This window comes from Paenibacillus agilis (genome assembly GCF_007786455.1).
GTDB classification, from domain to species: domain Bacteria; phylum Bacillota; class Bacilli; order Paenibacillales; family Paenibacillaceae; genus Paenibacillus_B; species Paenibacillus_B agilis.
Map to the genome: position 1 here is coordinate 2,249,620 of NZ_VNJK01000001.1, position 26,460 is coordinate 2,276,079.

The following is a 26,460-nucleotide window of genomic DNA, read 5'->3' on the forward strand; positions in this document are numbered from 1 at the left end:
GATTACAATTCCACTTTTTGTTGTTCTGGATTGTACTGTATAAAGGTTTTAAATGATTTTAAGAAGATTAGAGGTATAAACAATACGGTAATGGCCATGAAACCTGAATATACAATGTATTGTATCGGTAAAAACTCGCCTAAAATACCTCCTAAGAACATAGCCAGCGGCGCAAGCCCCATTGTGAGCGTTCCCTTAAGTGACGATACCTTCCCCCTCATTTCCTGAGTCACCGTTAGTTGTATCGTCGATTCAATCAATACATTTACGATCGCATTGCATATACCACCGAAAAACAACAAAATGGCCATAAATATGAAATCATTCATCAAGACTGCCGTTGATAAAATAATCCCTTGCAGCAGCCCTGAAGCCGTAAGAATCATACTTTTGTGTTCAGGCTTGATACGAAATACAGAAGTAAAAATCATTCCCGCAAGCATACCTAATGTAAAAATAGCCAAAGCGATTCCGTATTTTACTTCTCCCAGATGTTCAGCATTTTTAAACATCGGTGCGAGCAATACAATACTTATTGTGGCAAAAAAGTTTAAAATACCAGCTAATATAATTAAGTCTCTAAGCCCTTTCATCTTCCAGACGTACGCAAACCCGTCTTTCATATCTTCCCAGAAATTATATTGTTGATCCTGACTTGTTGACTTAGGAATTTTCATAAACAATGCGAGAATAAATGAAATAATATAGGAAATGCCATTACATAAGAATAAAATTGGCGGACCTACGAGATGGTACAGTACACCGCCGGATGAAGGTCCTATAATCTGAGAAACGGCACGTAACATACTTAAGTTGGCACTGGCCTGTACAATTCGAGACGAAGGAACAATATCTGGGATCGTGGATGTTACTGCAGGATTAAAGAATGCGGCGCATATGCCAAGCGTAATCCCGGCAACAAAAGCCATCCAAATTTCAAGAAAACCAAAAATAGCTGCAACACCAACAAAAGTAATACAAACCCCTCGAATGAAATCCATTAACAAAATCATTTTCTTTCTGTCGGTACGATCTACGATTACGCCTGCAAAAGGAGATATGAGGACTTTAGGAAGCAAAGATGCCGCTAACAGTGCACCCATCAAACCAGGTGAGCCTGTTTCGTACAGTATCCAAAAGGTTAATGCGATTTCATAAATGGAATCGCCTAAAGCAGAAACCAGCTGTCCTTGCCAGAGCAAAAAGAAATTTTTGGACCATAATCGCTGTTTTGGTTCGCTTGTGTTTTCCATTTTTCCTCCAGTCGAGAGCTAAAACAAAAAGAATCGCGCTCAGTTCGGAGCTGTAACCCGCTCACTCGCCGAACACGATTCTCTTGTTCAAGATCTATTCATTTCTGTTTTCCATGCTTGCCTTTAAATGATTTAAATCCAAGTCACATTAACCGTTCTTAACTTTTCACCAAGCTCTGTTCGTATATCGGGTACGAATAAAATCCTTGTCCGGTCTTCCTGCCATGTGTTCCTGCCTCTACCATTTTCCTAAGAAGAGGGCATACGCGGAACTTTGGATCCTGATAGCTATCGTATAAAATATCTAGTGAATGTACGACAGTATCCAGGCCTATCAAGTCAGCTGTTTCAAGTGGCCCCATTTTGTGACCAAAGCATTTTTTGAATATATCGTCAACGTCTTTTGGTTCTGCAATCTGGTCTTGAACGACGAATGCAGCCTCATTCATCATTAAATGAGAAATACGATTGGACACAAAACCTGGTAAGTCGTTAACAATGATAGCCTCTTTATTCAAAGTAGCAAGTAGATTAATAGTAGCTTCTATGGTTTCCTCCGAAGTATGGAAACCTTTGATAACCTCTACTACTGGTTTCATAATGACTGGATTCATATAATGCGCACCGATAACTTTAGTTGGTCGATTTGTTAGTGCAGCGACTTTGGTGATTGAAATACATGAAGTGTTGACAGAAAAGATACAATGCTCTGGGCATACGCTATCAAGCGTTATATATACTTCTTTTTTAATCTCCCATTTCTCTGGCACATTCTCAATAACATAGTCTGCATTTTTTAATAAACCATAATCAGCGGTAAAGCTGATACGATTGAGAATGGCTTCAGGCTTCTCAGCTGTGAAATCTTTATTGTACAAGCCTTGGAAACGAATGTTGTTCGCGATTTGCGCTTTGGCTTTTGTAAGAATCTCCTCTGAAATATCAACGAGTACAACATCATACCCAGCTAGTGCAAAATTATGTGCAACTCCAGTCCCCATTACACCTGCACCAATGACTCCAATGACCTTCATATATCTTCTCTCCTTACGCTACGTTAAATTGTACTGCTCTATTGTCGCTTCTATCTTTATTTTATTGGCCGACTGGAGCGCTTTTACGCTCAATAAGCGAAGAAATAGCTTGAATGGACCTGAAATTGTTCAAGTCTAAGTCATTATTATCGATTTGGACGCCAAAATCTTTTTCCATAAACATAACCAACTGCATAGCAAAGAGAGAATTGACTTCTCCAATAGCGAAAATATCATCGTGATCCTCTAGCTGCTTACTTTTAATATATTTACTTAAAAATGCACGTGTACGGTTTTTTATTTCTTCCATGGATATACACCTCTATTTAATAGTTTTTTAGTTATAGAGCGCTCATGGCGCTTTTTAAACGTATAAATTTTTTATACGTTACAAACTCATAATCCAAATTGATGATTCTAGATATTTTCGTAAGGGAATCATCCAAGCTAACTTCAACAAAACTGTCTATCCCCCACTCGCCTAATTTTAGAATGGAGGCATTCCAATTCATGGGACTAGCCATATTTTTGATCAGCTCATTCTTTAAATCAGAAGCACTTTGGATGATAGTCTGAGTAAAGACGGATATAATGGGTACTTCTCCATCATAAATAGGAGTGTCCTCAACCAGATTGACGAACATCTCAATGCCTTTTGCTGCATATGGTGAATGAAACGCATATGGTGTATGGATCGTTGATGCTTTTATTGCTCCCTGTAGTTCAGCAGTGTTCAAGACTTGAATCACGCTGTCTTTGATTCCTGAAATAACGAGACATGTTTCATTATTTTCACTTGCGATAAAAACATCATTTTCCGCCTTGCAATTGGCTATCATATCGTAAACCTCGCTATAGGTCTTGCCTACGATGACCCCCATACCGCATGAATCTGCGGAACTCTTAGGATATTCGTAAATTATTTGCAGCATTTGTAGTCCAGCGGCAAAAGAAATGGACTTGCCACACGCCATAGCGGTGATCAAGCCCATACTATAACCTACCATCATCGCAGGTTTTATGCCGGAATTAACATATTGCTGGTAAACGATATAATCACACGTATAAATGGCAATCCAATCGTAGAACATCTGGTCGTATTCCGTATGTTTCAGTTCATGAGATGTAAATAAATAACCATGCAAATCAATTCCAATTTGTTCATTTACAGTGGAACAGTATTGTTCAAGGGTATGAAGTTGATCATCATCAAACTTATCCAAAAAATTACGATAGTCTGCTCCAACACCCTGAAAAAGAAAGGCCCGTTTTTTATTGCTTAACATGTTCACCAACCTCATTATCTTGGCATAATACGCCTTCAAACAGTTTTACGATTTGCTCGACATGATCATTAATAAAAAAGTGGCTGCCCGTAAAATAATAAGACTTGCTTTTTTGTTCGCATAAATCATCCCAGGTAATCTTTTGAATGGTATCAATTTTATCTTCTAGTCCATTTAATACTGTAATTTTACATTTTAATCGTTCTGGTCGTTCTTTAAACTCATAAGTTTCCATGATTCTAATATCATTTTTAAGAATTGGTAAATAAAATCTCATTAGTTCTTTACTCTGTGTCAGCTCTTCATGAATACCACCTAGTGCAATTATTTTTGAAATAAATTCATCATCTGACATGGTAAAGTTGACATACATATTATTGTGCACAATGGGTGATTGTCTCCCTGAGAAAAAGATATGCTGTGGCCTCGGATGTCCTTCTTCTATAATTTTATAGTACAGCTCATAAGCCAACAGCGTCCCCATACTATGACCGAATAGGGCATATTTTTCATCCCTAATTTTATCTTTTATCATCGAATATATATCATCCACAGCTTCTGATATATCATGATAAAAGCCTTGGCCGAATTTCTCCCCCCTTCCCTTTAGTTCAACACCTTCTATTTCCAAAGCGTGACTAGTATATGTGTTCCAATGTGAATATGCACGCTTGGATCCACCTGCAAACGGCAAACAATACAATCTCATTGGCATGTGCTCCTTCAAAGTAGCAAGTAAATAATCATTGTTTAATTAATTAAGGAATTAATTTCAGACAAAATATCATCTACGGATTGTGTATTACTGTCAACGATGACATTCTCTTCGTCCTCTTCAAAGCTCATAGCTGCCGTCAATAAATAACCATTTAATTTTCGTAAAGACGGGTAGTTGAAGAACACAGAAATATCGACTTGCACATCTAGTAAAGATTTTATTTCATTCCTTAAGGAGAAGATCATTAAGGAATCAACCCCTTGTTCGGTAAATGAACTATCGACAGATAATTGACTGGCGTCATTAAACCCAATAATGTCAGCTGCTGATTTATGCAATAGAGCTAATAAATACTCACTTCGCTCTGTTTTGCTTAAACTTTGCAATTTGGCGATAACATCTTCCTTCAAAGCCGTATTTACACTTTGTCCTCCAAAATCAGAATCGTTTGAAATGAAATTTGTCAAAAACGCAGTTACTTCATCTACACCTGTTCTTTGACTAAATAACTCCCAATTCGCATCGACAACGACAATTGAAGAATGATCTTTTTGAAATACTCTGTCTATCATTTTCTTTCCAATCTCTTTAGACATTCCATAAAGTCCTTTATTCTCGATGTTCTTTAAAATATTGCTGTTACTCGTGGCCATTCCAGCTTCTTCCCATGGCCCCCAACAGATTGACATTGCTGGCATACCGAGGCTTCTTCTATATTCTGCAAACATATTCATAAAATAATTAGCTGCCGCATAATTGGCTTGCCCCATATTTCCTACTACAGAGGAAATAGATGACATCATTATGAAGAAATCCAAGCTCTCATCCTTTAATGCATGATGTAAGTGGTAAGTTCCTCCCACCTTAGTCTTAAGTACGTTTTCAAAGCTGGTCCACGTTTGATCTTTAATCATCTTATCTTCAATAATTCCAGCGGCATGGACGACACCTTTAATCTTCATGTTGTTCTTTTTCAGTTTTTGTACCACTGAAATTACATCAGCTTGATTGCTCACGTCAGCCTTTTCAACGATAATCCGGGCACCTTTTTCACTCCACAAGCTCACCGTTTCAAGTAATTCGTTCGAAGCATCGCTTCTACTTAGAAGTACGATGTTTTTAGCACCTTGCTGGATCAAATAATCTGCATAGATTTGACCGATTGTTCCTGTTCCTCCGCTAATTACATAGGCGGCTTCATCATCGATCTGAATTGCGAGATCTTCCTTGCTAGTACGGCTTTTGGAGTTTCTTATTAGTCTAGGAATATATCGCTTATGATAATCCCTGAGCACAACCTGTTTATCTTCTCCATAGATGATTTCATTAATAATTTTATCCATATGGTGTTCCAACACATGAAGATCTGCATCTATAATGCCATCCCACAACGGAGTATGCTCGAGTCGAATGACCTCGCTAAATCCCCATATTGGGGCCTGATAGAGGGAAGTTGATGTAGCCGCGCCATCTACCTGATGCACATTATTCGTTACGACTTTGATCATCATTTTATGAGAGTAATTTAATTCTGTTATGGATTGCACGAGGTACAATAGACCACTGCATTCCTTTTCCACTGTAGTTAGTAAATCTTCTGCATGTAGACGATTTAGCTTCGTTTCATCGGTTGTACTTATATAGATTAGTTTGCATTTTTCTTTTTCAAATCGACTTCCGATATTTTCTATAAGTTTCTTAACATCATTTTTATTCGTATACGACATAAAAAATAAATCCTGTTCATGCTCAACGTATTTATCAGCTTGTATAACTCGTATGGAGGATACACCATTGCGATTCAAGCTTTCATGGAATCGATCAACTACATCTGGATCATTTCCGAATAACACGACTTTTTCATTTCCATTAACTTTTACATCTTTGCTAATTCTCGCCTCTTCAATCCAATCCACGTTATACAGCATGCGATCACCATTACTATTTAACTCTTTAAGTAAGGTATCACGCTCAGTTATTTTCGCCATTAGCCGTTCAATCTCAAATACGATTTCTCCCTTTTCGTTGTACACATCGATATCGCCTACAACTCCAGATTGCTGAGAATCATCGACCTTAATATGGCACCAGAAGCTTTCAGCATCCCTATAGTGATATGTTAATTTACCCAATGATATAGGAATGGCCGTTTTTAGTGCATACTCTTCACTCTGTGAATTCATTCTCATACTCAATTCGGATACAAAAAATATAGATTGGAAGATAGAATCTATCGTACCAGCATAAACGATATAATCCTTGCCACCTGGAATATCCTTTTTAGGATCAATATAGCAGAGCCCTTCAGCATCACCTTTCCATACTTTCGAAATTCGTGTGAAGCCATCTCCTAATTTGAACCCAAATTTCTTCATCACATCATAAGCACTGAATCCCGAGGTCACTTCAGGGTATCTGTCTTTTATCTCATCAATCGATACATGCTTCTCATGTTCTCGTTCTTGCTGGGACATAGTAATATTGCCTTTGCAGTGCTTCATCCAATTTTCATGCTGTAACTGCTTGTCTGTACTTACAAGTTCAAATTTCATTTGCTCTTGATTTGTATCTTCAATAAGAAACTGAACAACCCGCTTTTCGTCTTCTACAGCCGTTAGAGGGGCATGAAATTCCACATTGGATATTATGCATCTTCGCGGATTACGGAAATCTTTAGCGATCGATAAAAGCATGGACATGTGGGCCGCAGCAGGAGCTATCGCCGTATCGAAAATAATATGTTCATGCATAAAGTAAGGAGTATCTACGCTATAAGTGCTCTGATAGATGGTTCCATTTTTAAAATAAGGTGTATTGATTCTTTGGCCAATGAGCGGATGAAAATCCTTGTTCAAAATAGAAGACACATTATCTTCATGAGAACAAACGGGCTGCATCCAATATGATTCTCGATCAAAGGCATACGTTGGTAATGTCACACGATTGTAATCTTGTTCAAAGCTGGTCTCAAGCCCTGCCCAATGAATGGTTACACCATGGCAGTATAGTTCTCCTAGGCAATGCGCAATTTGCTCCCATGCATCTTTTTTCATATCCAGCGAATTTAAAAGCATTTTTTCTTCATTAAGAATGAGTTTGCCAAGTGAGCATAACGTTTTGTTTGCTCCAATTTCGAGGAAAATCGTATTTTGAACATCTTTTAATTGGGAAAGAGCATGATAAAAATTAACTCTATCCTTAATATGATTTGTCCAATAGTCAGCGTCTAATAATTCGTCTTTATCCACAGCTCTTCCAAGGGTAGCCGATATATAGTTCAGCTTGCTGGTTTTAAATTCAACTTCATTTTTTGCAACCTCTCTAAATGGTTCCAATATCGGAAGCATTAAATGAGAATGGAAAGCATGGGATACATGCAGTCGATTTACTTTTATCTTTCTATTTTCCGCTTCTTTGGAAACTTCCTCAACCGCATCCAAATCTCCGGATATTACGATACTTTCCTCTGCATTATGAAGAGCAATCGATAGCTTGTCCTCATAACCCTTTATTAGCGCTTCAATCGTTGCCTGATTTGTATAAATAGCAGACATCGCACCTGTTCCCGGAGCTGAATCCATTAATCTGCCACGAAGTGCAACTAGCTTTACAGCATCCTCAAGACTCATAATGTCTGCTGCGACAGCAGCCGCGAACTCCCCAATACTGTGTCCTAGAACGACCTCAGGAGTAACCCCTACGCTTTCCCAGAATTTTAATAACGCATATTCGATGGAAAATATTAAAGGCTGTGCATAGCGAGTTCTTTCAATATCCTTGCTAGAATATTTATCGCTATAAATCATTTCTACTAATGATTTATCTACATATGGCGTAAATAATTGATCACACTCGTCAAATGCTAATTTAAACGAAGGATTATAATCATATAATTCTTTTCCCATCCCTAAATATTGGGACCCTTGTCCTGTAAATAAAAACACCAATTTCGTTTCTTGATGCATATCGATTTTTTCATTATGCCGCTTAGAAATTCCAGCTTTGTTGTTCGTATCCAAATAGGCCTGAAGTCTATTTACTAGTTCCTCTTGATTTCTAGCAGATACAGTAAACCTGTGTGGAAAATCAACCTTGGCCAAGTTATTCGTATGAACATAATCTTTAATAGGAATTTGAGAATTTTTCTTTAAATATTCAAGATTATTTTTAATATTTTCATGTAATGACTTATCATTTTTGGCTGATATTTTAACGATAGAAATTGGATCTATATCCTTTGTATGTGGCTTTTGTCTTTTTGGCGGCTCTTCCAAGATGATATGGGCATTTGAGCCTCCAAAGCCAAATCCGTTTACGCCCACTCTTCTTAATCTGCCATCGCTGCTCCAAGCTGTATGTTCTGCAATGACGGATACAGGTGATTTTTCCCAAGGAATAAAAGGGTTCGGCTCATTAAAGTTCAAATTCGCAGGTATCATTTCGTGTTTGAATGCTAACAGTACCTTAATTATGCTGGCTACTCCTGCTGCTGCCTCTAAGTGGCCAATATTCGATTTAACAGAACCAATTTGCAGAGGATGATCCATAGCTCTGTCTTTGCCATAAGTATTTACAACAGCCTTTACCTCAATAGGATCACCCAGCTTTGTACCTGTACCATGCATTTCCATATAATCAATATCAGAATAATTTAGTCCAGCATCCTTAAGTGCCTTGGTGATTACTTTCTCTTGAGCTAATCCATTAGGAGCTGTTAATCCGTTGCTCTTGCCATCCTGATTGATCGCGGTTCCTTTAACGATACCTAGTATGTTATCGTTATTCTTTATTGCATCGCTTAGACGTTTTAGGATTAGCACCCCACCGCCTTCACCTCGCCCATACCCATTTGCTGACGCATCAAAGCTTTTGCTTTGCCCATCGACGGATATGGCCTCTAACTTTGAGAAGCACACATGAACGGCTGGTGAAATCATCAAATTCACGGCTCCTACGACCGCAGTGTCAACCTCACCAGATTTAATAGCTCTGCTAGCTAAATGTAAGGCTGTAAGGGAGGAAGAGCATGCCGTATCGACACAAAAGGATGGACCTTCAAAGCCAAAAGTATAAGAGATTCGGCCACAAGCCGTACTAAATGTTGTTCCTGTAAGCGAATAAGCGTCTACTTTACTTAAATCTCCTGATTTATAGTGGGCGAACGAATATTCTTCCCCTGCTATACCAATATAAACACCTGTGTTGCTTCCATAATGCTGCGCAATGTTGATGCCGCCATTTTCAAAAGCTTCCCAAGTCAGCTCAAGCAGTAATCGCTGCTGTGGATCTAGTGATTTGGCTTCTTTGGGGGAAATATTAAAAAATTTCTGGTCAAAGCGATCGATAGGTACGTTTAAAAATCCGCCTTTTTTAGAATACATTTTTCCAGGCTCTTCTTTATCATCACTAAAATAGCTATCAACATCCCATCGATCCGCTGGCATTTCACAAATCCCATTAATGCCTTTCATTAAAACTTCCCAATATTCATCGGGACTATTAGCTCCTCCTGGGAAACGACAGCTAATCCCTACAATCGCTATATCTTCTTGCGCATGACTTACTTCTTTGTTACTATCCGTACTTTCATCACTTGATACTATTACATGGTTTAATGTATTGAATAGAAAGTCTGCATACAAGTTGATATTTGAATTTTCAAATATCGATGCTACTTCAACATCGATTCCAAATTGGTTCGATACTCTCTTTGTAAATAATGGTATGTCAACCGATACTAATCCTAAGCTGATAAATGGCTCATTATAATCGACAACTGTTTCATCCAAAATATCTTCCACCAAGTCTGCTAAAAACGCGATAATTTCAGGCTTTGTGAACGTTTTTTCTGAATTCATTTTGTCTCATCTCCTTCAGGGTACCTTACTATATAAAAAACAGCCCTAGGTTCAAATGAACCAAAGGCTGTTTTTCACTACTCTACACTTTTTAACGATTCAATCATATTTATTCGTGTCACTTTTCTTCGAAGCATTAAGCTTGAGAGAATGGTGAGCACGAAAGCAAGAATAACAGCTATCAACATGACAAACAGACTTAACTGATTTGGAATTTGCTGATGGGCGCTTGATAGTGACTTAACTACTAATGAGTACATATAACCACTTATCGGTAATGCAATAATAATAGCGAAACTAGTGAGTATAATGTTCTCAAAGAAAATCAGCCGGTTAATTTTAAACTTCGGATATCCTAATACTTTCAGTGTCGCCAGCTCACGATTTCTTTCATAAATATTTATGGAGGATATCGTATAAATGGCACCAAAGGAAAGTACGACCGCACAGATGATAAACATAATAAAGATAAAACTATTCTGTTTCAAAATATATTGTGCCGACGCCTTTAAATCTTCCTTGTCTGCGATGGCATCCACCTGCTGATCTTGTTCAAAGAAAGTACGGACACTGGCAAGTTCAGCAGTGCCACTGGTCTCTACTACAAGCGAGCTTGGATTGTACTTGACGCCAAAACTATCCAGATACGCTGGTGTGCTATAAAACGATGGATTCGAATACTGGTTGGATATTTGCACCACTTTCATTTCGATCGTTTTATTTGCATACTCAGGCTCGGTGAACTTGATTTGGATTGTATCCCCCAGTGCAATTTTATAATTGTCAGCATAGGATTTTGGTACAAGAACACCACCGTCTTCCAATACAATCCGTTTGGCATTTTCATCAAAGAAATGAATGAGATTGTTATCTTTTTCAGTAACAACTAACGCGGCATTTTGCTTAGTATCACCTTTGATAAATTCGACAGGAATATTGGATAAATCATAACTACTCTTGATACCAGCAGGTAGTTGCAACGTATCTAGAGATGAGCCTTTCTTATAGTCAACTCTCAGCTCATAAGTATTTACCTCTTCAATCTGGTCAGCTACTTTTTGCAAGGATGTCATCGTACCAAAAGCAGTAATCAATAAAACGGTACTAACAATAACACCTACGGAGCTTGCTATCGCTTTAGATTTATTTAAAAATATATTTCTCAAAATGATTTTGTAGTTGTAGGAAATATGACTCCAGAGACCTGGAATTCTTTCGATGAGCAGCTTCTTCATCTTCTTAGGTGGTTTAGGACGCATCGCCTGAGCTGCACGTTCTTTTAGGATGGCTCTACCACTTAGGTAGCAGGACAATATGCCGAATGCGCTTGAGAAAAGGATAGGTGGAATCACAGAAGTAAAGGATAGGGAGAACATAATGTCCGGCAAAGCATAGGCTTTCGCATTTGATGCTCTAATCATTGGAATAAATACATTCGCAGCAAGGATACAACCTAAAATGGAGCCTATAATCCCTACCAGAACAGGATATCCCATATAATGAAGCATGATATTTCTATTTTTAATACCCAGCGCTTTCATAATACCTACTTGATTTCGTTGAGAATCAATAATCCGCGACATTGTAAGAAATAGAATAATCGCTTCGATGATAAATAGAACCAACGGGATAACTTTGCTCATTAAGTTGTTGTTATGGATCGTTTGTTGAAGCTGTGAATAACTGAACATCCGCTCTTTACTCATTTGGCTAACGTAGGATAGTTCTTTTGATTGTGCTTCAATGGATTGGCTTAATTTTTCAATATCATACCCTTCCTCGGCATCAATCAAAATTTCATTATAGTAAAAGCCGCCAGCGATTTGAGGGATAGCCATTTCGGTCAAATACGCTACACCGAATGATTTATGATCTTGGATGGCATTCTTTTTCGCATATTCTACATTCTCACCCAAGCCGCTAATCGTGAACGTCATATTTTTGTCATTCACATTTATTTGAATTTGATCACCGACTTTGTACTGATGCTCCTTGGCATAATGAGAATCAAGTAAAATTTCATCTTTTTGTGTTGGAATGCTTCCCTCAATCAATTTAGACGTATTGATTGCATTGTCTACAGGAATAGAATGAATCTTTAACGTAGATTTCAACCCCTCAAAAGTTTGCGTGGCATGAAGAGTATAGCGACCTTCGAGTTTATTAATCCCATCGACCTGCCTTAGCCTTTCCACATCCTGAGGAGAAATTTGCTCGTAATTTACATGTAAATCACTTAAATTATGCTCTTTAAAGTAAGCTTTCGTATATGCATCGAGATTACTGCTTAATGTAACCAGTCCCGCATAGAAAAAAGCTCCTACTGCGATAACTAATACAAAAGCAATAAATTGCCCGATTGATTGTTTAATATCCCTTAAAGATTTTGAAAATAACTTCATAATTACCACTCGATCCCTTCGACATTCTGTTTGTCATGATTGATCGTCACACTTTCGATCATCCCGCTCTTAACTTTGATGATTTTATCTGCCATAGGAGCAATCGCTGTATTATGAGTGACCAATATCACGCACTTCTTCGTTTCCTTGTTCAAATCTTGAAGAAGTTTTAAAACAGATTTACCTGTCACATAATCTAATGCTCCAGTAGGTTCATCACAGAGTAAAAGCAGAGGATTTTTGGCAACAGCTCTCGCGATCGCAACGCGTTGTTGTTCTCCTCCAGAAAGCTGAGAAGGGAAATTTTTAATACGTTCCTTTAATCCGACCTTATACAAAATGTCTTTAGCATCCAAGTGGTTTTTACACACTTCCGTTGCAAATTCGACATTCTCCAGCGCGTTTAGATTCGGAATCAAATTATAGAATTGAAATACAAATCCAACTTTTTGAGCACGGTACTCGGTTAATTTTTTTTCATTAAACTTCGTAATCTCTTGATCACCAACTAGTACGTTTCCTGAAGTAGCTGTATCCATACCGCCAAGAATATTTAAAATTGTACTTTTTCCTGCGCCACTAGCACCTAGAACTACAACAAACTCTCCCTCTGATATGGAAAAATCAACACCAGCAAGAGCCTTGATCGGCACTTCACCTATTTTGTATTCTTTCATTACGTTTTTAAACTCGATTAGCTTTTTCACTTCTTACATCTCCTCGTAAAATATTTCTGAACTGGGTTTGACTCGACTTCCCGTTTCTTGGGAGATGAAAAAAGTCAAACTTAATTTTATGCTATCTATTTGCTAAATTAATGAATGAGCGTATTTATATAATCCCCGCCCGTATTGGAAAGGGATAGATCGCTATGTACCATGATAGTTGGAACAAAATTGTGTAAACGGATACGGGGATTACTGAAGATCTTCCGTTATCAAAGAACATTGGCTCCGTTCAGGATGCATGAGAAATTAGGTAAGCAGCCCGAGGGAGAACCCCTCAGGCATTCTCAGCAGGGTAATTGATCCATTAATTGATAGTTCAGGGATATAATCAAGGGACAATATATTATATTACTAAGCATCTTGATTTTTTATTACTTGGATTTAGATATCATATTGCGTAAGTTGTGTTAAGAAAAATATTCTTCATAATGATTTTCTAGATTTGTTTTAAAAGTGTTAATAAAGCGCAGCCCATCTGCACCATCGAAGAAACGATGATCAAATGTTAAGGTGATTGGGAGCATTTTTCTAATGACAAGCTCATCATTCTCTGTAACGACCACTTTCTTATCTGCACGATACAAGGCAATTATTGCGACTTGGGGACAAAAAATAATAGGTGTAGCGAATCCCCCGCCAATGGCCCCTACATTACTTATCGTAATCGTACCCTCGCGTGTATCTGTAAATGACAACTTTTTTGACCTTGCTCTGTCAATGAGATCAGTGATCTCATTGGACAATGCATCAAGTGGTTTTTCATTTACTTGTTTAACGTTGGGTATAACGACTCCATCGTTCGTATCTACAGCAATTCCGATATTGTGGGCTGAAAATAGCTTTAATGAACCATTGATCTCATTGGAGTTAAATAGTGGGTGTTGTTTGAGTGTTTGAGACAATGCTTTAACGAATACAGGTGTTAAGGTCAAGCTTAAGCCCTGATTCATTTTTAATTTTTCTTTATACAGCAGCAGATTTGTTATATCTGCCTCAGCATATGCCGTTACATGAGGAATGGTTTGAGCCGACTTTGTTACGATGTTTGCAATTTCTTTGCGCATAGAGGTCAGTTTTACAATCGTATCATCGTTGGAGTTGTCTGTTGCTGTGCTTGGATAGGTACCAAGGTTTATGCCAAAGTCATTCAATAAGTGCTGGCTATCCTTGGATACATCCTCATTCAACCATTCATGCTTGAATCCGTCCGACTCATCTCCTTTTCTCTGATTAATAACGATGATTACATCGTTTACATGAATGACATCCCCAGGATTATAAGGCAGTTTATCAATTACCCCTTCTATCGGCGAAGGAAGCACGGTTGTTACCTTATCCGTCTGAACTTCTACAATCGGTTGATCTTCAACAACACGTTCTCCTTCTTTGACTAGATAAGCAACAATAAACCCTTCAATTAATCCTTCACCAAGTTCCGGAAAAAGAAATTCATATTTCATAATCACTCACCTCGTAAGAGAAACTAACATCTGCTCTATTTCATGCACAATTCTGTCTTGAGAAGGAAGATAGTAATCTTCTATAGAAAACTGCGGTACGGGAACATCAAAACCCGTAATTCGTTTTACTGGAGATTTCAAATCACCAAACATGCGCTCTTGAATCACAGCAGCAAGCTCTGCCCCTACTCCGCCTGTTAATGGAGCCTCGTGTACAATTACGGCTCGGTGTGTTTTACTTACAGATTCCTGAATAGTCTCTATATCAAATGGATACAGCGTACGAAGATCTACAATTTCCAGGCTAATTCCCTGGGTCTTTTCAAGCTGTTCTGCGGCTTTAACTACATTCCCTATCATAGCGCCCCACGCGATTACGGTAATATCTTTTCCTTCCTTCATTACATTTGCTTTACCTAGTGGTACCGTATATCGATGCTGTGGTACAGGTTGACGCATGCTACGATAAACTCTCATAGGTTCAAGGAAAATAACAGGATCGCTGCCTTCTGACGCTGCAGTGAGAAGACCTTTGGCATCATAGGGATTACTCGGTATAACAACTTTTAAGCCTGGCGATTGAAACAGCAGGGCCTCTATGCTCTCCGAATGCAGCTCAGGTGCACGAACACCAGCTCCATAAGGAGCTCTTATAATTAACGGCACTTCATATTTACCTTGTGTCCGCATCCGCAATCTTGCTAAATGCGACAAGATTTGCTCAAGTGCAGGATAAATAAATCCAAAAAACTCAATTTCAACAATAGGCTTAAGACCGTTCAGCGCTAACCCAATTCCGCAGCCTACAATACCTGCTTCTGACAAGGGGGTATCTACTACACGTTCGTCACCAAACTTATGATATAAGTTCTCAGTAACACGGAAAACACCGCCGTTTTTACCGATATCCTGTCCTAAAAGAAGAACCTTGTCATCATCGGTCAATAACATATCTAACGTTTCATTTAACGCTTGAACCAGGTTTAACTCTCTATGCATACCAAGTCCCTCCGTGAAATCTATTGATGATGATAACGTTCTATAAAGCTATTAAAGTTGCTCTCCTGCTCTTGAATATTCCATGGTTTATTAGCAAGCACGTTCTGAAACATGATAGTTGGATCAGGTTTGGAAATAGTAAGAGCAAATTTGATGCCATCATTAACTAGCCGCTCTGCTTCTCCAACAATTCTTGTTTGTATGTCTTTATCTAACATACCTTGTTTGAACAAATAAGCTTCTAAGCGCAAAATAGGATCTCGTGGTCTCCAAGATTCGCTCTCTTCAATGCTTCTATAGCGGCTTGGATCATCAGCTGTTGTATGTGCACCATATCGATAAGTTACTGCTTCTATTAAAGTTGGCCCCTTACCGCTTCTTGCGGCTTCCAATGCATTTTTGGTTGCCACATAAACAGCGAACACATCATTTCCGTCCACTCGAACATTTTCCATATTATAAGCTATCGCTTTTTGAGCAATAGTTTCACTGGATGTTTGACGAGATAGCGGTACACTAATTGCGTAACCATTGTTCTGACAGAAAAACACCACCGGAGCCTTGAATACAGAGGCCATATTTAAGCCTTCGTGAAAGTCTCCTTCTGAAGTGGCTCCATCGCCAAAATAGGCAATAGAACAAGCCGTTTCATTTTTATATTTACTAGCCCAGGCAGCCCCTGCTGCTTGAGGAATTTGTGTAGCTATTGGCACATATGGCGGCATAATATTTCGGTTATCAGGAGGAATACATCCCTCAATTCTGCCCATCCAATACCAAATAATTTTTACCATCTCATATCCAAATGTCAGCATTGCTGCATGATCCCGATAGGTAGGAAACATCCAATCCTGCTTTGAAAGAGCAAGAGCACTGCCAACTTGGCTCGCTTCTTGTCCTTCGAACGGAGCGTACGTGCCAATTTGACCCTTACGCTGCATATTCACTAACTTTCGATCAAACACCCGATTGAGCACAAGAAGCTTGTACATTTCTATGGCTAGTTTTTCATTTATAACCATACTATCATCACGCAATGTGCCATCGAGTTCTAAGATTTGAAATAGACGTTGTTGTTCCATCTAGTCCCCCATAATTTTAGAATGATAAGTAAGTTTAGATTTGTTCGGCGAAGACAGCTTCTGGATATCCGTTTGATAAAACCTTCGCCCAATCTTTTTCATCCAAACCGTGCTGGCTAATAAACGCATATGCTAACCTTTCAATACCAAACCCGACACAACCAGTTGCCATCCATTCTGTTTCGCCGCGTTTTATATTGAATTGTTCGCCAAAAAAGTGCTCGTGAAAATTAAAAGATGCTGCCGCAATCGTACGATCACTTGCAACGTTTAACCGAAGCTCGTATTTTAATTCTTGCATTCTTTGATTAAATATTTTTGCGGCCGTATCTTCATTGCAAAAAAACGGATCGCTTGCGACTTCGCAGTGTCCTTGCAGACCCAATCTCTGAAAAATAGAAAAGGATGCTTCCATAAATTTTTGACGACTTTCCAAAACGAAATCTTTTGATCCCATAAAAACTATTTCGCGAATAGAAAAGTCCCACAGCCTTTCCAAAGTGCGGTGATATTTCGATTCATAACGAAATGATTTGCCGATTGATGTTATGACTCGATTTTGTGTTTCATCATGTTGAGTATTTTGGAATTGATGATAAGTGTGGTAACACATAGTTGGGGGTAAACAGTAATCCACATTGTGGCAGTTGTGAAGTAAGTAAGAATCTATTTTATCATTAGATTTATATTCTTCGAGAAAGTTGCGATAGTTATCAATATCATTATGCAATCTCGTGACGAACATTAAGAAATGTGGGAACGAATTAAAGTAACCGCATTTCTCTAAAGTTTTGGTAGGTATTAAAGTAGGATATCGATATTCGACTGCACCAAAATGGGAAATTGTCATCTCTTTAAATATTTTATCTAAGGCGTCCATTAAGAAAATTAATTTATCACCAAAGCATACTTGACCTTCTCCCATTTCATAAACCATTTCTTTTTCAAGTAATTGATCAAAAAGGTCGTCTTGATAATTGCTGTGAATGTTCTCTGATTTCCAAATGACTCGCGCTGGTACAACAAATTGGAGCAATATTTCATTATCAATTACAGATACTAGTTTTTCTTTAATTTCTGAAGGATCAGTTCCTGGTAATAGACTAACTTCTAAACCTTTGATCGTGCTTTCATCTTTTATCAATTTAAACTGTTGAATGCTGGCTGATATAAAATAAATCCTTTTCTCCAATTCCTCATCATGTTTAATTGGAATCGGTTGCTCTAGCTGAATGTAATGTACGTTCTCCATCGTTTTAACCATTCCTTTTCGCTTCGCTCACGGGTATAACACAACATCATGTCATTGACCTGAGCGGCTTTTTTTATGTTTAAAATGGACATATAGGGAACCTATTTCTTGGTACTTAATTTTTCATTATGTTCAGAGCATCCTGCGCAATTAATACCTGTTGAATTTGAGTGCTACCTTCTACGACCTCCATAATCTTGGCATCTCTCATATGTCTTTCAACAGGATAATTACTGCTGCAGCCGTTAGCTCCATGAATTTGAACCGCATCTGTAGCAGCTTTAAAGGCATGAACGGAAGAAAAATATTTAGCTAATGAAGTAGCAAATGTAGCGTTTACCTCATTTTGGTCCCATAACTGACCTGCTCGAAAACATAGTTGTTTTGCTGCTACCGTATTGGTTACCATATTTGCAATCATTTGTTGAATCAATTGATGATCTTTTAAATAATGTTCAAATTGTTTTCTTTCACTAATATAGTCTAAGCTCGCATTTAGGCAAGCTTGGGCCAAGCCTACGGCTCCCCAGGCTGTACTGTATCGCCCATGAGTCAAACCGTTGTTCGCTACAAGTGCGATTCCGAAACCAACTCTACCAATTAAATTGTCTGTAGGCACTCTGCAATCTTCAAAAATGAGTTCTGCTAACATAGAACCCCTGAATCCTACTAAACCTGATATCGGACGAATAGTTAGGCCTGGAGTATTTCGATCTACTAATAAGGCAATGCCCTGACCTTCGCATTGAGCAAATACTAAAAAGACATCAGCTCCTTGACCGAACGTTATCCATTTTTTTTGTCCCGATATTACATACTCAGCACCTACTTGTATAGCTTTGGTTTGAAGATTTTTTATGTCACTACCAATTTGAGATTCCGTTATTGCAAAAGCGGTCTTTAGTTCACCAGAACTCATTTTAGGAAGCCAATACTGCTTTTGTTCCTGAGATCCCCAGCGAAGAATAGATGATGTTACCATTCCTTGAACACCAATAATATTTCGCAAATTTGCACAGCCTCGACCTATTTCTTCATTCCAAAGTCCATAAGTAACATAATCCATATTGGCTCCACCATATTCAGCAGGTAAGGCGGCTCCCCAATACCCTTTATCAACAATCTTTTGCAGGACAGAATCTGGCACATACGCTTCTTGATCAATGTGTCCTGCCACGGGCACAATTTCAGAATCGACAAATGCTTTGAATTCTTCTTGCTTCTCCAATTGCTCAGCTGTAAGTGCAATACATTCAGTATACAAAATATAACCCCATTTCTTAGCAGTGTATGTAATTTAAAATCAACCGAAGTTTTCACGAATCTCGCTCATACCTTGGCTGTCCGGTACAAGTACTTCGATCCCTACTTCAATTAATTTCTCTCCACCAAAAAAATTGATTGCAATTTGAGCTCTTCTCTTCCTCTTGTCAAGTTTTTTGATGATACCTTCTAGGCCAAATAACGGTCCTGATTGAACGGTAACTTTAGAATTTTCCACAATTACATTGGAGTACTCAATAATATTTTCATGATTACAAAGCTGTAGGATTTGTCGTATTTCATCCTCCTCTATTTTGTTGAAAAAATCGTCATAATTATAAATATCTGTTCCTTCTATGATGCGTGGATCACTCAATGTTTGAGAGCGTCGATATAATTTGTCCAGTAAAAATGTTGAATTACGAAGCAATCGATAATATCTAGGTAGTTTTTTAAGATCATAATACATTGTTGGGGTCATCTTCGTATTAATCAAAAGGTAACCTGGAAACAACGTTTTAACGACGCTGTAAAATTCCCCTCCTTTTTTTTCAGGGACTAGTCGCTTCGGAACACATGAGTATAAATCTTTTTGGCAGAATTGTATCCTCAAGCATTTCTGAACAATGTCTTCACTGCCAGTTTCAACAAAAAGTGCATACCAGCTCATACTATAGCTCCTTTGTGAACGGTATTTAAATATTCAGTTCTACCTCGAAGTTTAACCATGATTGTTCTTGATGAAATTAATAATTTATGCAGTTGAACATTCATACTAAATAAAAAAGGATAAGGAAATAATGATCTATCCCTCATCCTCTTTATAAATATTTAATAGAATTCCGTTTTTTTACTTAAAAAGACATAGCTTCGCCACTGATCTATCGTATATAAAGATAGGCCTCTGCGAACGATAACTATTTTCACTAAGAAAAACTAACGTGCCTAAACAACGATTAGTTTTTTCAGAATGATTGGTTGGAATAGTAGCTTGTAAGGAACAGCAATTTCCTGTTCATAATCCGCATTAAAAATCGTTTTTTTCTGTTTGCTGCTCTGGTTAATTGATGTAGTTCTACTTTGATTAGATGGCTTCTATAGCCTGAATGGATTCGTTCTACCTGCTTCCTTTCGAGGAACAGAAAGGGGAATTTATGCGATGTACTATAAAATAGCTGCGATCTAGTTTTCCAATCTATGCCTTTGTTATGAAGTCATGTCCTAGATAATGTAAATTATATAAACCATGCTTAGCAATGTCAACCGACACTTTTTTTTCTTTTTCTCGCAACTTTTCAGGTTTATGTTGGTATAGATCGACACATAGGGCTGTGATAACATACACACTGTTTTTACTAGTATACAAACTTTTATTATGTAAATTATTTTGCATATAAACTACTGCATTATTTTTTTATCGTAATAATTCATAGAACACAATTCCTTTAGATTAAAATAGGCAATTACCCATTGGCTAGCCAGGAAATTGCCTATTTTAAATTATTATTATCCTGTCTCTGTTATGCTAGCTCCCACAGCCAATTATACACTGCATGAAGTCGCAAATCGCTTGCTTGCTGAACATAATGCAAATATGCCTGATCAAGTTCTTCGCGATTTACAAGATGTTGGAACCCTAGCCTGCTGTGAATACTATTAGCTGACATCGTAGGTCCAATTTGAAGTTTGCGGAGCTTCATTTCCTCAGTCCATGGACTGAAGTAAAACTTAATGATAAAAGCAGGATCGGGAACATCAATGAACGGAAAATAGGCAAACTCATAATTCGTCGAATGCCTGCCAATCGTGTAATTTCCATGTGTATGGCGGTGAATCAACCTTCCGGCGTGTGGAAGTATAAAGCCATGATGACGTTGTTTAACTAGAGGGATATCAGGGTCAGGTGCTGTATACCCAAAGGTGGGATCGTCGACAAGAAATATCGTTCGGAGATGATACATATTATTGTCTAAATTTTTAAGTTTTGAAAAAAATTGATTTATATTAGGGGAACAAAGAAATTCCGTTGTATTCAGCGTCATTTTCCAGCCTTTGCATTCTGCTTCAATTTCCATCACTTCACGATCTACGAGCAAAGCATCAAACTCTTCGACTTTTGAATCTCGAATTTCCCAGTGAGGAGCAAGTTTTTTACAAATTTCAACTGAACGATCTTTAGAACCCCGATTAATGAGAATACCATGCTCAAACAACGGGACATGATGCTTTAACCACCATGGCAGTAAATATTCTTCATTATAAAAATGAGAAATAACTGTACTCATCCTACAAACCTCCTCACGTACAATATATTCAGAATACTTTGAGCGGCACCTGCAATATATTATGTCCATTTTGCCATAAGGATGGCTACCACGGGTATTAACATTTGTTTATATAGTATAATTCCTACATCAATTTATGTGACATCAGTTTACGTTCTAAAAAATAAACTTTTGGAACAAGTTAATCTGTTTGCAGGCGATCATTAGACAAAGATCGCCTGCTTTCGTTTCGGATAAGGTTATATAAAAAATTCAATATAATTTTGAATTTTAAATGTCACAGGAATAATTCTCGTATTCATCACACAGCTTGCATGACTCGCATAAATTTCCCCATCCGTTCCAACGCTCTTTCCAAATCAACGAGCGATGTTGCATAGGAGCAGCGAATAAAGCCCTCTCCTCCCGAACCAAATACATGTCCTGGAACGACCGCCACCTTCGCTTCCTCTAGTAGCCGAAGAGCAAACTGCTCAGATGACATGCCTGTTGAAGCTATGGAAGGAAAGGCATAGAATGCCCCCTCTGGCACGTGGCAAGTTAGTCCAATTGTATTCAATCCAGCTACAAACAGCTTGCGACGTTCATTGTAACTCGCCATCATCTCATCTTTAGCTGCTAAGCCATGACGCAATGATTCGAGTGCAGCAATTTGGGAAATGGTAGGAGCGCTCATCGCTGTATACTGGTGGATTTTTAGCATAGCAGCTATCAACTCACTTGGTCCGCAAGCATAACCTACCCGCCAGCCTGTCATTGCGAACGCTTTGGAAAAACCACTGATAACAATCGTCCGCTCCTTCATGCCTGGCAGCGATGCGATACTAGCATGCTTTTTTCCATAAGTCAATTCGGCATAAACTTCGTCCGATATAACCACCAGATTATGCTTGATTATAAGCTCTGTTATCGGCAGCCAGTCTTGCTCAGTCATGACATTTCCGGTCGGATTACACGGATAATTAATCATCAAAACCTTCGAACGAGGCGTAATCACCCTGCTCAGTGCTTGAGTGGTTAGTTTAAATTGCTCTTTTACAGTAGTGGGCACCTCTACAACTTTACCGCCATGTAAGTGGGAAATCGGCTCATAAGCGATATAGCTAGGCGCGGGAATCAGTACCTCATCACCGGAATTAATTACTGCTCGCAGTGCTAAATCAACGGCCTCACTACTCCCTACCGTTACCATAATCTCCTGTACTGGATCGTAGCATAGTTCAAAGCTGTTGGAGAGATAAGTTGAGATTTCCTCCCGCAGCTCCATCAAACCAGCATTTGAAGTGTATTTCGTCTGCCCTTCATGCAAAGCTTGAATACATGCTTCGCGTACCCTTTCTGGTGTAATGAAATCTGGCTCTCCGATACCTAGTGCAATGGTATCTCCGCCTGCTGTATTTAGATCGAAAAATGCGCGAATTCCTGATGGACGAATATCTCGTACGCGCGAGGATAAAAAACGCTCTGATCCCTCTTCCCTATACATACTGCACCATCTCCCATTCCTGTTTCCGTTCATGAAGCGAGCTAGAAATAATACGATCCAGCAGCTGAGTAAAGCTCAAACCAGCTGCAGCTGCGCTCTTCGGAAGCAGGCTGTTGGCGGTCATTCCAGGTAACGTATTGACCTCCAGTACGTACGGTATATCTTGATACAAAATCATATCGACCCTGGCATATACTTTACACTGCAGCATCCGATAACTGGCTAGCGCCGCATCGCGTACTCGCTGCTCAACATGAGGAGGAAGCTGAATCACTGTTTCCTCAGCACCACCAGTCTCATATTTCGCTTTATAGTCGAACCACTCCGAATGTACGGAACGAATACCAATAATCGGGAATACCTCGCCATCCACGATCGAGCAGGTAAGCTCCGTTCCTCTAATGTATGGCTCAATTAAGATCGCTTGGTCCAAACGACTAGCCTCCTGAACAGCTGGCAACAGCTCCTGCTCATTATGCACAAGCTGGATGCCAATGCTGGACCCTCCCATGTTAGGCTTTGCGATAACAGGGAAATCCAGTGCTGCCACAGCTTGCGGATTATAATCGTCCATCCCCTGCCAGCACAGACCTGCAGGAGTGTTTACGCCTCCTGCCTTCAGCAGCATTTTTGACAACTGCTTATTCATACATAAGCTGCTTGCTAGAACACCGCTGCCTGTATAAGGAACGCCCAGTATATCTAGTGCTCCCTGAACCGTGCCATCTTCTCCATATTGACCATGCAGCGCTAATAGTGCGAGATCGATGCCAGCCTGCTGCACTTGACCGATTAAATCTGCTCGCTGATCGATCACGATTGCAATAACCTCGTATCGATTGCGATCCAAATGCTTAATCATCTCTTGACCTGTCTGTAAAGAAACCTCACGCTCAGAAGAAATACCACCCATAATGACGCCGATTCTCATGATGACACCTCGTTTTTTTATTGTACGTGTTTCTAAACCGTTTAATTAATGATCTTAATTATCGTAATTACTTTAAAAGTCTTCGTACCTGTTCGCCGATGATTTGAATACCTTGCTTAATATCTTCATCTGACACTCGCGAGAACCCCAGCCGCAATGTATTCGTTCCTTCACCTTCTTGAATAAAAAATTTATCTCCTGGTGTAAAAATAACGCCTTGTTCTGTGCAAGCTTCTAGCAATTGACGTGTATTTACGCTGGGCGGGAAAGTAAGAAACAAATGTAATCCCCCGTCACCAGATAGCTGTGCTTCAGGGAGATAGGCTTCACAGCATGCCTTCGTCAGCTCGTATTTACGCTTATATTCCATGCGCGCTTTTTTTACATATTTATCGAAATTTCCATTGAGCAAATATTGATACAATATAGCCTGATCGAATGTTGAGGTATGAATGGTACGAGCGCGCTTTATACTTTCTAAATGATCGATGAGCGCCCTATCTCCAAGTACCCACCCTACACGCAAGCCAGGAAACAGCACCTTAGAGTGACTGCCAATATAGATGACTCCGTTCCCTTGCCCTGCTGTCGCGATTAAAGGCGCAACATGCGCTCCCGAATAACGCAGCTCCTCATTGAATCCATCCTCAATTACGGGAATCTGATAGCGCCTCATTAATTTCATTACGGCGCTGCGCTTCGCCGGCGACATCACGACGCCTGTAGGATTATGATAAGAAGGAGTCAAATAAGCTAGATCAAAGCTGGCTGACTGCTGTTTCAATACGGATTCCAGCTGCTCCACATCAATACCGTCACGCTCCATCGGAATACCTGTAATCTCAAATCCTTGCAGCTTCAAATTTTTGATCGCTGTATGATGGGTTGGATTTTCACAAATGGCTCTACCTTGGCGCCCCGAAGGACGTAGTGCAGACAGAACAATATCAAAACCCTCCGTAAATCCATTTGTAATCAGCATATCCTTGCCGGTTATATCGACACCTTTATTCTCCATGTATCGCATCAAATAATCGATCAGCGGCTTGTAGCCTTTCGCATAGCCGTAATTGAGCAGTACCTGCCCTTCGATGGCCATTCGATCCATAAAGGCTCGCCGTACATCACCCAAGTCAAACAACTGCTCATCTGGAGCAATGCTTGTAAATGAGATCGTACCCTTTTGGGCGCGAATCCCCTGTTTCATCAAATCCAGCTCCACAGCCGATGCTGCGTACTCGTTTATTCGTGCTTTCCAGTCGATCTGCCAGGTAGGATTACTGGCAGTTGCTTCGTTATCTGCATTCGAATGACGTACCATTGCAGCCACATAACTGCCTTTGCCGGGAATCGTATATGTAAATCCGTCATCTTCTAGACCTTCATAGGCTGCAATGACTGTGTTGCGGCTCACCTTTAGCAAATCGCTCATTTCTCTTGTAGCGGGCAGCTTCTGATCGGATTGATATGCCCCTTTTATAATTAAACGTTTGACGTATTCTTTCACTTGTATCGAGACCGGACGGTCACGAACGACTTTAAAATCTTGGAACATCCTTCATCGCCCCCATCTACAATGATGGCATACGAAGCGAGAGAAAAAAAGAACCACCGCATTGGATTTTTCATCCTACGGTGGTTCTACTGCCTTCGTCCTATCAATCGGATATTAATTTGGAATACATGTGGAGATCGTTAAATCTTCCATTTACTCTTTCATATTGTCTGAGTGTTCCCTCAAACGTAAAGTTTAACTTTTGAAGAAGTTTTATGGAGCTCACGTTGTCTAGTTCTACTTTGGCTTCAATTCGATTCAGTTGTAGATCTGAGAAGCCGTAATCTAGCAACGAGCGGACAGCTTCGGAAGCGTATCCTTTTCCCCAATATGCTTTAGCAATATCATAGCCGATTTCTGCTTTTGCATGCTCAAAATCTAAGTAGTTGAAACCACATGAACCTATAATTTCATTCGACTCCATCTCAATGATAGAGAAACGAATGGCTTTGTTATTCTGAGAAAGTTCATCCAGTAGTTTAATCATATCCTTAGCCTGATCTTCATCCGTAAAGGAAGTGACATTCATAAATTTGGTGACATCCGGATCAGACCAAATGCTAAATAAACTAGACGAATCGGATACTTTCATTTTTCTCAAATGCAAGCGATCTGTATATAACTCTACAATCAATATTTTCACCTCCCTTATATTAAAATAGTTGGTGTTGGAATATTGACCATCTGCGCATAGTTCAGTCCCTTCATGTATAAAGATAGTTTCATTGTACAGGATACGAAAGGCTTTAGCTACATTTTTTCATCCAAAATGTGGTTTTTGTTTGAGTTCCAGGACAATTCTATTTTTTAATAGGAATCGATATTTTTTTATTGTAAGTTTTCATATAGGTGAACCCTTCTAGTAGCA

The 26,460-nt window shown here is 39.1% G+C and carries 19 protein-coding genes; all 19 read right to left on the reverse strand.

Annotated elements, in window-relative coordinates; genetic code table 11:
• Positions 1-2 precede the first annotated feature (2 nt).
• Positions 3-1,253, reverse strand: coding sequence for an MFS transporter (locus tag FPZ44_RS10090; RefSeq protein ID WP_144989789.1), 1,251 nt, complete (start codon positions 1,251-1,253; stop codon positions 3-5).
• Positions 1,254-1,411: 158 nt separating this feature from the next.
• Complete coding sequence (locus FPZ44_RS10095; protein ID WP_144989791.1) at positions 1,412-2,287, reverse strand: 3-hydroxyacyl-CoA dehydrogenase family protein; 876 nt, start codon at positions 2,285-2,287, stop codon at positions 1,412-1,414.
• 61 nt (positions 2,288-2,348) lie between these two features.
• The gene (locus FPZ44_RS10100; protein WP_144989793.1) at positions 2,349-2,597 is read right to left on the reverse strand and encodes an acyl carrier protein; all 249 of its coding nucleotides are present in this window, start codon (positions 2,595-2,597) and stop codon (positions 2,349-2,351) included.
• Positions 2,598-2,628: 31 nt separating this feature from the next.
• Positions 2,629-3,573: an ACP S-malonyltransferase gene (locus tag FPZ44_RS10105; RefSeq protein ID WP_186785985.1), complete on the reverse strand. Its 945-nt coding sequence runs from the start codon at positions 3,571-3,573 to the stop codon at positions 2,629-2,631.
• Positions 3,560-4,282, reverse strand: coding sequence for a thioesterase II family protein (locus FPZ44_RS10110; RefSeq protein WP_144989796.1), 723 nt, complete (start codon positions 4,280-4,282; stop codon positions 3,560-3,562). Before FPZ44_RS10110 ends, FPZ44_RS10105 begins: the two co-directional genes overlap by 14 nt.
• A 41-nt stretch (positions 4,283-4,323) precedes the next feature.
• Positions 4,324-10,149 (reverse strand): type I polyketide synthase, encoded by a 5,826-nt coding sequence (locus FPZ44_RS10115; RefSeq protein ID WP_144989798.1) that lies wholly within the window; start codon positions 10,147-10,149, stop codon positions 4,324-4,326.
• Between the two features lie 77 nt (positions 10,150-10,226).
• On the reverse strand, positions 10,227-12,551 hold the full coding sequence (locus FPZ44_RS10120; protein ID WP_144989800.1) for an ABC transporter permease: 2,325 nt from the start codon (positions 12,549-12,551) through the stop codon (positions 10,227-10,229).
• A gap of 2 nt (positions 12,552-12,553) precedes the next feature.
• Complete coding sequence (locus tag FPZ44_RS10125) at positions 12,554-13,258, reverse strand: ABC transporter ATP-binding protein (RefSeq protein ID WP_144989802.1); 705 nt, start codon at positions 13,256-13,258, stop codon at positions 12,554-12,556.
• Positions 13,259-13,686: 428 nt separating this feature from the next.
• A complete protein-coding gene (locus tag FPZ44_RS10130) occupies positions 13,687-14,739 on the reverse strand; it encodes a dihydrolipoamide acetyltransferase family protein (RefSeq protein WP_144989804.1) in 1,053 nt (350 codons plus the stop codon).
• A gap of 6 nt (positions 14,740-14,745) precedes the next feature.
• Positions 14,746-15,738, reverse strand: coding sequence for an alpha-ketoacid dehydrogenase subunit beta (locus tag FPZ44_RS10135; RefSeq protein ID WP_144989806.1), 993 nt, complete (start codon positions 15,736-15,738; stop codon positions 14,746-14,748).
• A 20-nt stretch (positions 15,739-15,758) separates the two neighbouring features.
• Positions 15,759-16,820, reverse strand: a complete 1,062-nt coding sequence (pdhA, locus tag FPZ44_RS10140; RefSeq protein WP_144989808.1) for a pyruvate dehydrogenase (acetyl-transferring) E1 component subunit alpha — start codon at positions 16,818-16,820, stop codon at positions 15,759-15,761.
• Positions 16,821-16,854: 34 nt separating this feature from the next.
• A complete protein-coding gene (locus FPZ44_RS10145; RefSeq protein ID WP_186785986.1) occupies positions 16,855-18,072 on the reverse strand; it encodes a class-II aminoacyl-tRNA synthetase family protein in 1,218 nt (405 codons plus the stop codon).
• A gap of 115 nt (positions 18,073-18,187) precedes the next feature.
• Positions 18,188-19,300, reverse strand: a complete 1,113-nt coding sequence (locus FPZ44_RS10150) for an acyl-CoA dehydrogenase family protein (RefSeq protein ID WP_261378280.1) — start codon at positions 19,298-19,300, stop codon at positions 18,188-18,190.
• Between the two features lie 75 nt (positions 19,301-19,375).
• On the reverse strand, positions 19,376-20,005 hold the full coding sequence (gene loaP, locus FPZ44_RS10155; RefSeq protein ID WP_144989812.1) for an antiterminator LoaP: 630 nt from the start codon (positions 20,003-20,005) through the stop codon (positions 19,376-19,378).
• 850 nt (positions 20,006-20,855) lie between these two features.
• Entirely contained in the window at positions 20,856-21,620 is a 765-nt protein-coding gene (locus FPZ44_RS10160) for a glycosyltransferase family 2 protein (protein WP_144989814.1), read from the reverse strand.
• Between the two features lie 301 nt (positions 21,621-21,921).
• Positions 21,922-23,106, reverse strand: coding sequence for an aminotransferase class I/II-fold pyridoxal phosphate-dependent enzyme (locus tag FPZ44_RS10165; RefSeq protein ID WP_144989816.1), 1,185 nt, complete (start codon positions 23,104-23,106; stop codon positions 21,922-21,924).
• On the reverse strand, positions 23,099-24,037 hold the full coding sequence (locus FPZ44_RS10170) for a D-alanine--D-alanine ligase (RefSeq protein WP_144989819.1): 939 nt from the start codon (positions 24,035-24,037) through the stop codon (positions 23,099-23,101). The genes FPZ44_RS10165 and FPZ44_RS10170 overlap by 8 nt, the downstream gene beginning before the upstream one ends.
• Positions 24,038-24,104: 67 nt before the next feature.
• Positions 24,105-25,592: an aminotransferase-like domain-containing protein gene (locus tag FPZ44_RS10175; protein WP_144989821.1), complete on the reverse strand. Its 1,488-nt coding sequence runs from the start codon at positions 25,590-25,592 to the stop codon at positions 24,105-24,107.
• 103 nt (positions 25,593-25,695) lie between these two features.
• Positions 25,696-26,226: a GNAT family N-acetyltransferase gene (locus FPZ44_RS10180; protein ID WP_144989823.1), complete on the reverse strand. Its 531-nt coding sequence runs from the start codon at positions 26,224-26,226 to the stop codon at positions 25,696-25,698.
• Between the last annotated feature and the right edge of the window lie 234 nt (positions 26,227-26,460).

Coding starts and splice junctions, on each gene's coding strand:
- FPZ44_RS10120 (WP_144989800.1), bottom strand. CDS start 12,551: ATGAAGTTATTTTCAAAATCTTTAAGGGATATTAAACAATCAATCGGG.
- loaP (WP_144989812.1), bottom strand. CDS start 20,005: ATGAGCTGGTATGCACTTTTTGTTGAAACTGGCAGTGAAGACATTGTT.
- FPZ44_RS10115 (WP_144989798.1), bottom strand. CDS start 10,149: ATGAATTCAGAAAAAACGTTCACAAAGCCTGAAATTATCGCGTTTTTA.
- FPZ44_RS10110 (WP_144989796.1), bottom strand. CDS start 4,282: ATGAGATTGTATTGTTTGCCGTTTGCAGGTGGATCCAAGCGTGCATAT.
- FPZ44_RS10145 (WP_186785986.1), bottom strand. CDS start 18,072: ATGGAGAACGTACATTACATTCAGCTAGAGCAACCGATTCCAATTAAA.
- FPZ44_RS10100 (WP_144989793.1), bottom strand. CDS start 2,597: ATGGAAGAAATAAAAAACCGTACACGTGCATTTTTAAGTAAATATATT.
- FPZ44_RS10160 (WP_144989814.1), bottom strand. CDS start 21,620: ATGAGTACAGTTATTTCTCATTTTTATAATGAAGAATATTTACTGCCA.
- FPZ44_RS10165 (WP_144989816.1), bottom strand. CDS start 23,106: ATGTATAGGGAAGAGGGATCAGAGCGTTTTTTATCCTCGCGCGTACGA.
- FPZ44_RS10135 (WP_144989806.1), bottom strand. CDS start 15,738: ATGCATAGAGAGTTAAACCTGGTTCAAGCGTTAAATGAAACGTTAGAT.
- pdhA (WP_144989808.1), bottom strand. CDS start 16,820: ATGGAACAACAACGTCTATTTCAAATCTTAGAACTCGATGGCACATTG.
- FPZ44_RS10175 (WP_144989821.1), bottom strand. CDS start 25,592: ATGTTCCAAGATTTTAAAGTCGTTCGTGACCGTCCGGTCTCGATACAA.
- FPZ44_RS10105 (WP_186785985.1), bottom strand. CDS start 3,573: ATGTTAAGCAATAAAAAACGGGCCTTTCTTTTTCAGGGTGTTGGAGCA.
- FPZ44_RS10130 (WP_144989804.1), bottom strand. CDS start 14,739: ATGAAATATGAATTTCTTTTTCCGGAACTTGGTGAAGGATTAATTGAA.
- FPZ44_RS10170 (WP_144989819.1), bottom strand. CDS start 24,037: ATGAGAATCGGCGTCATTATGGGTGGTATTTCTTCTGAGCGTGAGGTT.
- FPZ44_RS10090 (WP_144989789.1), bottom strand. CDS start 1,253: ATGGAAAACACAAGCGAACCAAAACAGCGATTATGGTCCAAAAATTTC.
- FPZ44_RS10095 (WP_144989791.1), bottom strand. CDS start 2,287: ATGAAGGTCATTGGAGTCATTGGTGCAGGTGTAATGGGGACTGGAGTT.